Raw genomic sequence first — 12,013 nt, 5'->3', positions numbered from 1 at the left:
GGAACACGTTTCGACTCAAGGCTAATAGAAAGCCAGTAGCAAGCACCATAGAGTGTGGAGGAAGGGCGTCCAGAGGGTGGAGCCTAAGTGACTTTGCCCGTAAAAGCCCGGGCTTGGCTTTTGCGGGCGAAGTCGCTTAGGTGCAACCCTTTGCCCTCCCGGAACACGTTTCGGCTCGAGGCTAATAGCAAGCCAGTAGCAAGCACCACTCAGACAATAAAACGTGAAAATAAGGTCTGGATTTTTGTCAGAGTTGGCTTACACAGTAGCCCACAGCCTTGAAATAATAGTTCTATAATCAAATACAAGCACCCCAAAAAAGACGCCTGAAGCAACACTCAGGCGTCTTTTTGCTACACAACGTTAACTTACAATCAAATTAAATGAATTTTGCACAACTTAGTTATAAACTAGTGTCAGGTTTTAGAGTTCAAGGAGGGCTTACTATGACAACACATTATGAAGCACAGTTGGTACCACTAAACGCGGAAAAGATTGGCTCAGCAGCTTATGGTCATGCTAGTTTTGACATTGACGGCGACACTTTGACGATTAAGATCGACATGCACGGCACACCAGCAAACACTGAACATTGGGAGCATTTCCATGGCTTCCCAGATGGCAAGCAGGCATTGATTGCAACGGCTGCTCAGGATGCAAATGGTGACGGTTTTGTTGATCTGCCTGAAACCGAACCCGTCTCAGGGACGACCATGGTGCCGTTCGACGATGCCCCTGAAAAGATGGATATTCCTCACGACCGTTACCCAGTTGCGGATGCAAATGGTGATTTTTCTTACGAGCAAAAGGTACCGCTAAGTGAGTTAAGCAAGAACTTCAAGTCATCCTTTAACGATGAAGAGCTGCAATTAGACAAGCGGGTCATTTACATTCATGGGACTGACCCAGAATTAACCATTCCTGACACGGTTCAGGGCATGGTTGGCCACTTTGACCAACATGTGACCTTGCCAATTGCTACGGGGCAGATTGAAGCAATCGATTAGAGAGTGGAGGAAAACGGGAGGAAGCGGAGTGTAAGCTGACTCTGACGAAAATGCCTGGGCTTGGTATTTTTGTCAGAGTTGGCTTACACGCAGCTTTCTGTTTTCCGGAACTCGTTTTCGCTATGTGGGATAGAAGCACCACTTAAATGGTTTAAATCTGATTCGATTTACAAAAATGATGAGTAGAAAAAATGGTACCCCAGCTGACTTTGAGTTAGGGTACCATTTATTATTTTAATTTAGAGATTCAGCTCATAGCAACGCAGCGATGTTTAACGCTCGTCGCTACTTAGCAGCAGCCTCAGCAGCTTCAATTTCAGCTAAAGTAGGAATCGAAGGATGTGCGCCCATGCGTTGCACAGTGATCGATGATGCCCGGTTTGCAAACCGAATGGCGTCGGTTAGGTTGCTCATGTCCTTGTTGAGTTGAGAACTCAGTGCACCAATGAAGGTGTCGCCGGCTGCAGTGGTGTCGACAGCCTTGACCTTGAAGGCGTCCACAAAGCCGGTGTCGCCGCTAACGGTGTGGTAGAAGGCACCCTTGCTCCCAACGGTGATGATGACACATTTGGCACCCATGTCGTGCATCTTGTTGGCAGCCTTGACCATCGAGGCTTCGTCGGTAATTTCGATGCCGGTCAGGGTCTGGCTTTCGGTTTCGTTTGGCACGACTAGGTCGCTGACGGCGAGCAGGCTGGCAGGGATGGCCTGACGAGCAGGAGCAGGGTTCAAAATCGTCACAACGTCGTTTGCCTTGGCGGTCTTGAATGCGGCTTCGGCAACGTCCATCGGCGTTTCGAACTGCGTAATGATGAAGTCGCTATTAGCAATGGTGGCTTCGGCGTTCTTGACATCGTCAACGTTTAATTTTTGGTTGGCACCGCCGTAAACGAGAATGGAGTTTTGCCCCTCATCGTCCAGTAAGATGAAGGCTTGGCCGGTCTTAGCGTCTTTGGTAACCGTGACTTGATCCACGTTAATGCCGGAATCCTTCATGGAGTTGATCATGAATTGACCGTTGGTGTCGTCGCCGATCTTACCAATGAAGTGGGTGTCAGCGCCGGCCCGGCCAGCAGCGATTCCCTGGTTAGAGCCCTTGCCGCCGCCAGCAAAGGACTGGTTGTGCATGGCAAGTGTTTCGCCTGGTTTAGGTAAACGTGGGATTTCAAGAATCGTATCAACATTTAAGCTTCCGATAACAGTTACGCGGTTGGTCATAGTAGTTAGCCTCTCATTCGTGTGTTTGTTCAATCATTGGTTAAGTTAAGTAAAACGTTTTACGTATTTTGCACTCAATAATATACCAGATAATGTAAGCCATTTCAACCATAAAACGACTATTCAAGGTCAATTATACTGATTGGTCAGTAAAAACGCCAGCCGAGTTCGGTTATCACGATGTAATAGTGGTAACTGATGGCTAGCGCTTTGCTGATTTAATTTAACGTACTTGTTTCTAATCCTTCAATCGTTGGTGCGAGGGTCGTCAGGATTTGTCGCGTTTGTTCCACACTGAGTTGGCCAGGGGCTGACTGGGCGTGAACGGATGCGAAGGTCAAACAACTATTGAACGTCTGACCGGCGATGCGGCTGACGGCACCCAGTGCACCCATTGCCATGGTGATCAGCGGTTGGTCGATGATGGCACTGACTTGGTGGGTCGCGTTCATCAATGCCAGAACATCATCGCTTGACTGCGGCATTACGGCTAATTTTACGACGCTGCCGTTCGTGCGCGCCATGGCAGTCAACTGGCTGACCATATCGGCTTCAGACGGGGTGTGGTCAAATTCGTGGTGGCTGATGATGGTGCGCACGTGGTTTGATTCAGCCAACGCGATGAGATTTTTAATCGTTTCTGGATCACGCTGCCACTCGAGATCAATGGCCGTGATCTTAGTTTTCGTCAACAGTTCTGTGTAAATGTCACGGTAGTCGCTGTCCGCAATCTGGCGTTTGCCGCCTTCTGTGCGGTCACGGAGCGTTGCAATGAGCGGCAGTTCGCCAAGAATTTCCGTTAACCGGTTGGCCGTTTGAACTAGTTGGTCCAAATCTTCAAGGTTGTTGAGGTAGTCTAACCGCCACTCCACTAAGTCAGTGGAAGAGGACACAACTTCACCAGCTTGGCCGATCACCTTAGCGATATCGGTGCCAGTAATTGGGACGCAGATCTTTGGCAGACCGCTGCCCAGCGTTAATTGTTTAAAAGTTACGGGGGTCATAAGTACAGAACTCCTCCTCATCTAATCTAATTATCATTAACGACGATAGCATTTTACCCCCTAAAGTACAAGCAAACTCGTTTTCAGAAAAACGACATGTTGTGAAATTTGTGTTTGGGTGCGGTGGTATAATAAAGATTAATTTAATTTTAATCACAGACCAGTACACTGGTGATTCATTCTATTTTGGGATTGGGAGACATGACATTGGAAGCAACCGAACAATTAGCAACTATTGAAACTTACGCAACCCAGCAGCTGGCTGCCGATAAATCCGGCCACGGGTTGGACCACATTAACCGGGTCGTCACGAACGCAAAAATGCTGCTGGCAGAAGAACCCTCGGCCGACTATGTGTTGACGCTGGCTGCCGCCTATCTGCACGACGTGATCGACGATAAATTAGTCGACGACGTGCCAGCCGCTGAGCAACACGTGGTTGACTTGTTGAAATCAGTCGACATGTCACAAGAAAAAATCGAGACGGTCATGCTGATCATCAAAAATATGTCGTTTAGCAAAACGCTGACGGAGGACCAGCAGAAATTACCGTTGGAAGGCCAGATCGTCCAAGATTCCGACCGCTTGGATGCCATTGGCGCCATCGGTATCACGCGTGCCATCTACTATGGCGGTCACCATAGTGAAAAGATCTACGACCCGCAAATTGCGCCTCACAAGCACATGACGAAGGCAGAGTATCGCAATCTGGATAATGAAACCATCATCAACCACTTTTATGAAAAACTATTGAAGCTTGCCGAGCAAATGAACACGCCAGTTGCCCAACGGATCGCCAAGAAGCGGCAGCAGACGATGTTGGACTTTTTGGATGCGTTTAAAGGGGAATGGAACGGGATGAGATAGTGGGTTGCTATCCGTTGCATTGCGCGATTTGGCACTCCACCGTAATGGCTCGCGATGAAGCTAATTCGATTGTCGCCTTGCGCCACTCGAATGGATCTCCATCGTCTCGCATGTCACTAAATGGCCAAAGAACGGCCATCAAGTGACATCGACACCACGACTCCGTGCTGAATGACTGCATTCCACTCACTATGAGCCTACTTTCTATGCAGGCTAAGCATCGAAATGCAGTCAAAGACAGTTTGTAGAGAATCCGCACTCGACTGTCGTTCAGTCATCGACAGCAATGCTTATTACGTTTTATCTTAAAAACTAAAGTATAAAAAAGAGCCGATAATTTCATGATTACCGGCTCTTTTCTTTACCCTTATTCATTACACTTCCAAAAGGTCCACAAACTCGCCGTGCACCAGTTTGCAAAGATCTTCTGCGTTGACCTTTACTGAACGACCAATCTGTCCTGATGATACGATCAGTTCGCCTTGTTCCTTTGCGGTATTATCGAAGTAGATGGGGTACTTCAACTTTTCCCAGATACCGATTGGGGTGTTGGCACCGTGTTCGTAGCCCGTTGTTTTAACGAGTTCTTTTAGGGGCACCATACTGACTTTTTTATTGCCAGACACCTTGGCGAGCTTTTTTAAGTCCAAGTGGGTATCGATCGGTAGGACGCCAACGACGGGACCCGTTTCCTTGCCAGATGCCACTAATGTTTTATAGATGGTATGTTGATCCAGCGTACTTTCGTCGATGTCCATCTGGGCGACGTCGCCTTCTTCGTGAGTGGCAAAGGAAAGTTGTTCATAAGCAATCTTATTCTTATCGAGAATTTGCTCGACAAGCGTTTTATGTAACCGACTCTTTTTATTTTTCTTAGACATCCTTTTCATTCCTTATCGTTTAGATTTGGTGCAGTCCAAATGTATTATTGAATAGAACCAATTTTATTAATAGTGCGTTTCAATGTAGGCGAAACGGTCAAAATCTGTTATACTCGATTTAACTACAGAATCAAGTTAGTTGGTTGCAAGGAGAAAGTCATGAAAGATTTAGTTTATCGAAAAGTGCTGCATGATTTAAAAGCGCGCATCCACGACAATCAGTTTCCTAACAAACGACTACCAGATGAGCGAAGCCTAAGTGAAGCATACAACGTAAGCCGTAGTACAATCAAGCGGGCGCTTAGCGTTTTAGCGAATCAAGGCATTATTTTTAAGAAACGCGGGTCTGGCACCTTCATTAATCCGCTATATATGCGTAACCAGACCATTTTCCACTACGAAGGAACAAACTTGGGAATTACTGACAGTTTTAAGAGCGATGGTCAGACCCAGGGAATTAAATTATTGTCATTTAAGGTGGTGCCTGCCAGTGAAAGCCTGCAGCAGGACCTCTTCTTATCGCAAGGGGACTTTGTTTATGAGATCAAACGGTTGCGGCTGTTTGATGACAAACCCTTTATGATCGAACAGGGGTACATTCCAATCAAGATTGTGCCAGAGTTGTCCGAAAAAGTCGTCTCTGGCTCAATCTTCAACTATCTGGAAGACCAGCAGAGCAAGGTGGTCACAAAGTCGTTCATGACGATCCGAGCAGAACCATCAACGGCGGATGATCAAGAATTATTGGGCTTGAAGCCAACGGAACCAACCTCCATTATGGAAGGTATCTTCTTCCTGGATGACGGCACACCGTTTGAAGTCTCCAATATGCGGATGCGTTATGATTATTTTAATTATAATACGTTTGTGACGTTGGATGAGGAGTAGAGTGTGGCAGAGTGCGGAGCAAGGCGTTTAGAGGGCGGAGCACGTTTCGGCTTGAGGCTAATAGAAAGCCAGCATCCCTAAAAACAGAACAAAAAATCACAAGAAAAACGACCAAAAAAAAACTCCTGGTCGTTTTTTTGCGTCTTTATCCTGTAAAGGCCTCCAAAAAGAAACAGGCCCAACCAAACTCATAGTTTTCCTTAAACCCGCGTCAAATCAGTGGACATGACGTGCGAAATTTGACATAATGCACAGGAGTTGATCGGTACGGGACTAACTTATTTTATAATTGGACCGTATCAATTTATAAAAAGGTTGACTTTTGTTCAAAACAGTTTAATATAGTGTTTGTAAATTATCAGTATAAAAATTGTATTGGTAATTTCGCACCATAATTTCTATCAGCTAAGATTATGTAGTTATCTTAAATCAATCAAAGGAGTGTTACTCTAATGGCAGTAGATTACGATTCCAAACAATATTTGGAAGGCGTTGACAAGTACTGGCGTGCCGCTAACTATCTTTCAGTAGGTCAATTATTCTTACGGGACAACCCATTGTTGGACCGGGATTTGACTTCTGACGACGTTAAGGTTAAGCCTATTGGTCACTGGGGAACTATCGTTTCTCAAACTTTTATTTACGCTCACTTAAACCGTGTGATTAACAAGTATGATTTGAACATGTTCTATATTGAAGGTTCAGGTCATGGTGGCCAAGTTATGGTTTCTAACTCATACCTTGACGGTAGCTACTCAGACATTTACCCAAACATTTCTCAAGACAAAGAAGGTCTTAAGAAGTTATTCAAGCAATTCTCATTCCCAGGTGGGGTTGCCTCACATGCCGCTCCTGAAACACCAGGTTCAATCCACGAAGGTGGCGAACTTGGTTACTCACTTTCACACGGTACTGGTGCAATCTTAGATAACCCAGATGTAATTGCCGCTGTTGAAATCGGTGATGGCGAAGCTGAAACCGGCCCATTGGCTGCTTCATGGTTCTCAGACAAGTTCATCAACCCAATCAAAGATGGTGCTGTATTACCAATCATCAACATGAACGGTTTCAAGATTTCTAACCCTACTATCCTTTCACGGATGACCGACGAAGAGTTAACTAACTACTTCAAGGGTATGGGCTGGAACCCTAAGTTCGTCGAAGTCAAAGACCCAGACAATCACATGCCTGTTCATGAAGCAATGGCTAAGACTATGGACGAAGCCATTTCTGAAATCAAAGCAATCCAAAAGAACGCTCGCGAGAACAACGATAACTCATTGCCTAACTGGCCAATGATTATCTTCCGTTCACCAAAGGGCTGGACTGGTCCTAAGGAAGACTTCGATGGTAACCCTGTTGAAGGTTCATTCCGTGCTCACCAAGTTCCGCTTCCTATCGCAGCTGACAGCATGGAACATGCTGACAAGTTGGTTAGCTGGTTGAAGTCATACAAGCCTGAAGAAATCTTCAACGCTGATGGCACGCTCAAGCAAGAAGTTCGCGACTTCGCTCCTAAGGGCGACAAGCGGATGTCAGTTAACCCTATCACTAACGGTGGTATCGATCCTAAGCCATTGAAGCTCCCTGACTACAAGGACTACGCCGTTAAGGTTACTACTCCAGGTGCTACTGAAGCCCAAGACATGATCGTTTGGTCTGACTGGGTTGCTGACACCATGAAGCTTAATCCAGACAACTTCCGTGCCTTCGGCCCTGACGAATCTAAGTCAAACCGTCTGTACAGCATGCTTGATCATGGTAAGCGTCAATGGGAAGAAGACATTCACGAACCTTACGACGAAGACATGGCACCACAAGGCCGCGTTATCGACTCACAACTTTCAGAACACCAAGCTGAAGGTTGGTTAGAAGGTTACGTATTAACTGGTCGTCACGGTTTCTTCGCTACTTACGAATCATTTGGTCGTGTTGTCGACTCAATGTTGACTCAACACATGAAGTGGTTGCGTAAAGCTGCAGAACAATCATGGCGTAACCAATACCCATCACTGAACTTTGTTGATACTTCAACTGTATTCCAACAAGATCACAACGGTTATACCCACCAAGACCCAGGTATGTTAACTCACTTGGCTGAAAAGAAGCCTGAATTCATCCGTGAATACCTGCCAGGCGATGCTAACACCTTGTTAGCTGTTGCTGATGTTGCTTTCCGTTCATACGAAAAGATCAACTTGCTGGTTACTTCAAAGCACCCACGTCCACAATGGTTCTCAATTGACGAAGCCACTAACCTTGTTCACAATGGTTTAGGCTACATCGACTGGGCTTCTACTGACCAAGGTCAGGAACCTGACATTGTGTTCGCTGCTGCTGGTAGTGAACCAACTTGGGAAGTCTTCGCCGCTGTATCATTGTTACACGACGAATTCCCAGAAATGAAGATTCGTGTTATCAACGTTGTTGATATCTTGAAGCTTCGTTCACCTAAGATCGACCCTCGTGGCTTAAGCGACGAAGAATTCGACCGTTACTTCACTGTTGACAAGCCTGTAATCTTTGCATTCCATGGCTTCGAAGACTTAGTAAAGGACATCTTCTTCGACCGTCACAACCACAACCTGTCAGTTCATGGTTACCGTGAGAACGGTGACATCACCACACCATTTGACATGCGTGTCTTGAACGAACTTGACCGTTACCACTTGGCTAAGGATGCCGTATTAAACATTCCAGAATACGCTGTAAAGGGTTCATACTTTGCACAACGTATGGATGACATGGTTGCTAAGCACAATGCTTACATCCGTGAAAACGGTACTGACTTGCCAGAAGTTAACAACTGGAAGTGGCAACCACTCAAGTAATTCACGCGCTGAATTAGCTTGATCAACTGCCTAGACGCCTCAACCGCTTGTCGGTTGAGGCGTCTTTTTTGGTCTTTTTTCGAAAAAATGATTTTGTGCTAAAGTCCGTTGCATTCCGCAATTTGGCACTCCGCGTAGTGGCTCGCGATGAAGCTAACTCGATTTCCACTGCGTGGCTCTCGAGTGGATCTTCATCGTCTCGCACATCAGTAACCGACCAAAATACGGTCGCTAACTGATGTCGACACCACGACTCCGTGCCAAATTGCGCCATTCCACTTACTGTGAGGATACTTCAAACAAGCGTTAAGCATTAAAAGGCAGTCAATGACAGTTTGCAGAGAATCCGCGCTCGACTGCTTGTTCTACAACTGATAGCGATTCTTCAAACTGCATTCTGAGTCTCAATTTCATAGACTGCCAACAATCGAGCCTAATGGTTGTAAAGTAGCGGCGTTAGATTGCAGGCCAGTTTACTCAAAGTGGCGAAACGCAGCGACAATGATATTCAAACTAACCAAAAACACCGTTAATCAAAATCCTAAACAGGATTGATTGACGGTGTTTTTTGGTAGGCGAGCCATTTTGAGAATCTGGGCAGCCTTTAATGACTGTGTATGTTTCGTTAGTCTTTGGATGTGAACCAGTCTTGAATCCCAGTCATGAATTTCTGAACGGTTTCGGGTTTATCTAAACCGGGAAGATCATCGCTTGCAGTTTCACCGATGTCCTTCAAGGCGATGCTTAAATTCTTATAACTGTCACGGGCGCCTTTAACGGGTTTGATATCCTTGGGTGTCACGGGTAACAAGGGTATCGCGTTCGTAGACGGGTGTCATGGCATAGATCTTCCATTCGCCGTTGACCCGTTTGAGGGAGTAGACCAGCCGCACGTAAATGAGATTGTCCATTGTTTGCCCCTGAACAGGTGTCCGGCCAGTCATGGTCGTGACGACGACCGCAACTGCATTGTCCCCGTTAAGCCAGACTAACGTTTCGTGCATCTTATGTGCTGGTAGTGCGTCAGTTTGGGCGTCAGGGGCTGGCTTTGAGGCTTCAAGGAACCCTTTGATGTCACCTTTATACCAGGAAATTTCAATGGTGGCATCGTCGGTATAGCAGGTGGCCATCCCGTCCCAGAGACCGTAATCGCGGGCGTATCGCTCATAGTGCACCAGTTCTGTGATTTGATACTTATCTAATAGTTGCTTTTCATTTTTCGTTGTTGGCCGCTGTTCTTCAAAAATCATAGTTTTAGGATCCTTTCGTCAGTCAAACCCGATAGTTCATAATTATCAAATATAATATAATTGCATATTTCACAATTGTCAACTATTATGAATAAGACAAAAAACGGACAGAAAGAAGTGCAGCTCATGACAAAGGAAACCCTGAATACCAAGACGTTTGGTCAGCTATTTACGATCTATACGCAGGCCTTTTTGCAGAATCGGTCGATTGATGATTTAGGAATGACACGGCTGCAGGCCATGGCATTACGCAATGTGTTTGAGAATTCTGGGATGACGATGACGCAGTTGGCACAAGTCATTGGCATCAGCAGTTCGCAGTTGACCCGGCTAGTTGCAACACTGGAGGAACGTGGGTTAGTCGCTCGAAAAAGAAATCCGGAGAATCGGCGCGTTGTCAACGTTTATCGCACTGAAAAGGGGGCTGCCCTCGTGAAAGGGCATTTAGACTTAACGGAAAATCGGCTTGCCGGCTATTTGACCAGACTGGATGCGGCTGACCAGGAAAAATTGATTGCCTATATGCGCGGCAGTATTGAGCTGATGGTTAAGGCGGGCATTATTGATCCGGAGATCGTTACTCGGTTAGAAAAATAAAGGTCACTGTTGAATCGTTATTATGGTGGGCGATTACGTCGCTTCACCAAATTTATTTGTTAGTTATGGTTGACATGAGCTAACTAACTAGTTAGAATGGTATTAGTTAGTTAGTAATAATAAAGGCTAACTAAATGACAGCTATCTGGAATTTTAAAAAAGGATGATTACCATGATGCGTAAAACAACCGCAGATTTAACGATCACAACCAACGTGCCGCGCCACGAAAGACTGTCCGTTCACGAACAGGTCAAAGGGCTTACGGCTCAAATGAGTCACTTTGCCAGCCTGACTCGGCCAATTGACTGGGTCATGTTGAGCACTGAAGACGATGAAGACGAGTTGCTGTTAGAGATTCCAATGCAGTTTGATCCAGACGTCATGACGGCCAGTTTCAGCGGTAACCGTGACCATGTTTGGGCACTTGAAGCGGGGCAGCCAGGCGGTATCTTAAAGTTACATACCACGACTGGCCAAGGCAGCAATTTGTATGAGATGGCCCGCCAGATGTTGAAAATGGTGCACCCGGATGCGCCCGTTGACTGGGTGATCAGTCGCGATGTTGCCGATTCGGATACCATTTGGCTGATGACGTTCCACCAGGACGAAGACGGCATGCGCCGGTACTTCAAGGACCTTGCCACAGACCCAGCGTTTGATTTACTGGGCACTGCCGAAATGAAGGTGCCGTTCTACGTGCTGACGTCCGGCTTTGCGATGGATTAACTTGGAAATGACAGTTAGATTTGACTGTTAGTTTAGTCATTACGAGACTAAACTAAACCTGAAAGAAGAGGATGAGTACGATGACACAACCTACCATGAATACGACCCGTATGACGCCGATGCAATCAGAATCTGATGACCAGCTTTTAGTTGCAACTGAGTCGATCCGCCAATTAACGAAACCAATGCCACACCTGGATTGGGTGTGGTTGACCGTTGATGATAACGATCAACTGATTGAAATGCCGATCAGCTCAACAACGACCATGATCGAATCCAGTTTTGACGGTCAAGAACAGTCCACTTGGGGCTTGGCGATGGATCAACCAGCCATGTTTTTGAAATTAAACGCGGAATATGAGCACCGTGAAGACTTACTGACCACGTTGACTGAGATGTACCGCGACGATGATGCCGGCGACCAGCCCGTGGCTTGGATGCTCTGCCGGTCGACGGAGGACGCCGATATCGTTTGGGCGTTGGAATTTTACGAAGATGAGGCCAGCATGCAGCGGCATTTTAAGCGCCACATGAACAAGCACCTGTTTGACCTGCTGGCGAAGATGCCTGAAAAGGTCACGGTCCACGTGGCATTGTCAGGGTTTGAAATGAATTAAACTAAATAGTTAGCTTTTATTGACATTAACTAACCAAGTAGTTATACTGTATCTTGTGAGTTGGGATCGGATCACCGAGGACGCCAGCTCAACCTTACAGCAGGACAACTTGTTAGTTTAAAATAA

12 protein-coding genes are annotated in these 12,013 nt (G+C 46.2%); 7 read left to right on the top strand and 5 right to left on the bottom strand.

The window, feature by feature from the left end:
* Positions 1-446 precede the first annotated feature (446 nt).
* On the top strand, positions 447-1,007 hold the full coding sequence (locus AYR61_RS03495) for a hypothetical protein (protein WP_054711828.1): 561 nt from the start codon (positions 447-449) through the stop codon (positions 1,005-1,007).
* 285 nt (positions 1,008-1,292) lie between these two features.
* On the opposite strand, the gene rbsK is transcribed toward AYR61_RS03495, so the two are convergent.
* A complete protein-coding gene (rbsK, locus tag AYR61_RS03490; RefSeq protein ID WP_054711826.1) occupies positions 1,293-2,225 on the bottom strand; it encodes a ribokinase in 933 nt (310 codons plus the stop codon).
* A gap of 218 nt (positions 2,226-2,443) precedes the next feature.
* The gene (gene aroD / locus AYR61_RS03485; protein ID WP_065901699.1) at positions 2,444-3,229 is read right to left on the bottom strand and encodes a type I 3-dehydroquinate dehydratase; all 786 of its coding nucleotides are present in this window, start codon (positions 3,227-3,229) and stop codon (positions 2,444-2,446) included.
* Positions 3,230-3,436: 207 nt separating this feature from the next.
* On the opposite strand from aroD, the gene AYR61_RS03480 reads away from it, so the two are divergent.
* A complete protein-coding gene (locus AYR61_RS03480) occupies positions 3,437-4,096 on the top strand; it encodes an HD domain-containing protein (RefSeq protein ID WP_404814640.1) in 660 nt (219 codons plus the stop codon).
* 374 nt (positions 4,097-4,470) lie between these two features.
* Here the strand turns inward: AYR61_RS03480 and AYR61_RS03475 are convergent, their stop codons facing one another.
* Positions 4,471-4,977 carry an aminoacyl-tRNA deacylase gene (locus AYR61_RS03475; protein WP_054711818.1) on the bottom strand — a complete coding sequence of 169 codons (507 nt, stop codon included), beginning with the start codon at positions 4,975-4,977 and terminating at the stop codon, positions 4,471-4,473.
* A 159-nt stretch (positions 4,978-5,136) separates the two neighbouring features.
* Here AYR61_RS03475 and AYR61_RS03470 point away from each other — a divergent pair, with 159 nt between their 5' ends.
* On the top strand, positions 5,137-5,865 hold the full coding sequence (locus AYR61_RS03470) for a GntR family transcriptional regulator (RefSeq protein WP_054711816.1): 729 nt from the start codon (positions 5,137-5,139) through the stop codon (positions 5,863-5,865).
* Between the two features lie 452 nt (positions 5,866-6,317).
* Complete coding sequence (locus AYR61_RS03465; RefSeq protein ID WP_056986917.1) at positions 6,318-8,696, top strand: phosphoketolase family protein; 2,379 nt, start codon at positions 6,318-6,320, stop codon at positions 8,694-8,696.
* Between the two features lie 625 nt (positions 8,697-9,321).
* Here AYR61_RS03465 and AYR61_RS15300 read toward each other — a convergent pair.
* On the bottom strand, positions 9,322-9,498 hold the full coding sequence (locus AYR61_RS15300; protein ID WP_156652759.1) for a hypothetical protein: 177 nt from the start codon (positions 9,496-9,498) through the stop codon (positions 9,322-9,324).
* Entirely contained in the window at positions 9,470-9,946 is a 477-nt protein-coding gene (locus AYR61_RS03460) for a nuclear transport factor 2 family protein (RefSeq protein WP_054711814.1), read from the bottom strand. Before AYR61_RS03460 ends, AYR61_RS15300 begins: the two co-directional genes overlap by 29 nt.
* A gap of 87 nt (positions 9,947-10,033) precedes the next feature.
* On the opposite strand from AYR61_RS03460, the gene AYR61_RS03455 reads away from it, so the two are divergent.
* The 3 genes from AYR61_RS03455 (at position 10,034) to AYR61_RS03445 (ending at position 11,887) form a co-directional block, all read left to right on the top strand.
* Complete coding sequence (locus AYR61_RS03455; protein ID WP_083220023.1) at positions 10,034-10,543, top strand: MarR family winged helix-turn-helix transcriptional regulator; 510 nt, start codon at positions 10,034-10,036, stop codon at positions 10,541-10,543.
* 172 nt (positions 10,544-10,715) lie between these two features.
* Positions 10,716-11,270: a hypothetical protein gene (locus tag AYR61_RS03450; RefSeq protein ID WP_056986915.1), complete on the top strand. Its 555-nt coding sequence runs from the start codon at positions 10,716-10,718 to the stop codon at positions 11,268-11,270.
* A gap of 80 nt (positions 11,271-11,350) precedes the next feature.
* A complete protein-coding gene (locus tag AYR61_RS03445) occupies positions 11,351-11,887 on the top strand; it encodes an antibiotic biosynthesis monooxygenase family protein (RefSeq protein WP_065901694.1) in 537 nt (178 codons plus the stop codon).
* The last annotated feature ends 126 nt before the right edge of the window (positions 11,888-12,013 follow it).

The sequence above is a fragment of the Secundilactobacillus paracollinoides genome, assembly GCF_001702155.1.
GTDB lineage: Bacteria > Bacillota > Bacilli > Lactobacillales > Lactobacillaceae > Secundilactobacillus > Secundilactobacillus paracollinoides.
Note: the sequence above shows the minus strand (reverse complement) of the source record. Positions and strands in the feature narration are given on the sequence as shown.

What these genes read in the sequence shown, in the direction of transcription:
- AYR61_RS03450 (WP_056986915.1), top strand. Translation starts at nt 10,716, where the DNA reads ATGATGCGTAAAACAACCGCAGATTTAACGATCACAACCAACGTGCCG.
- AYR61_RS03470 (WP_054711816.1), top strand. Translation starts at nt 5,137, where the DNA reads ATGAAAGATTTAGTTTATCGAAAAGTGCTGCATGATTTAAAAGCGCGC.
- AYR61_RS03455 (WP_083220023.1), top strand. Translation starts at nt 10,034, where the DNA reads ATGAATAAGACAAAAAACGGACAGAAAGAAGTGCAGCTCATGACAAAG.
- AYR61_RS03445 (WP_065901694.1), top strand. Translation starts at nt 11,351, where the DNA reads ATGACACAACCTACCATGAATACGACCCGTATGACGCCGATGCAATCA.
- rbsK (WP_054711826.1), bottom strand. Translation starts at nt 2,225, where the DNA reads ATGACCAACCGCGTAACTGTTATCGGAAGCTTAAATGTTGATACGATT.
- AYR61_RS03475 (WP_054711818.1), bottom strand. Translation starts at nt 4,977, where the DNA reads ATGTCTAAGAAAAATAAAAAGAGTCGGTTACATAAAACGCTTGTCGAG.
- AYR61_RS03495 (WP_054711828.1), top strand. Translation starts at nt 447, where the DNA reads ATGACAACACATTATGAAGCACAGTTGGTACCACTAAACGCGGAAAAG.
- AYR61_RS03465 (WP_056986917.1), top strand. Translation starts at nt 6,318, where the DNA reads ATGGCAGTAGATTACGATTCCAAACAATATTTGGAAGGCGTTGACAAG.
- aroD (WP_065901699.1), bottom strand. Translation starts at nt 3,229, where the DNA reads ATGACCCCCGTAACTTTTAAACAATTAACGCTGGGCAGCGGTCTGCCA.
- AYR61_RS03460 (WP_054711814.1), bottom strand. Translation starts at nt 9,946, where the DNA reads ATGATTTTTGAAGAACAGCGGCCAACAACGAAAAATGAAAAGCAACTA.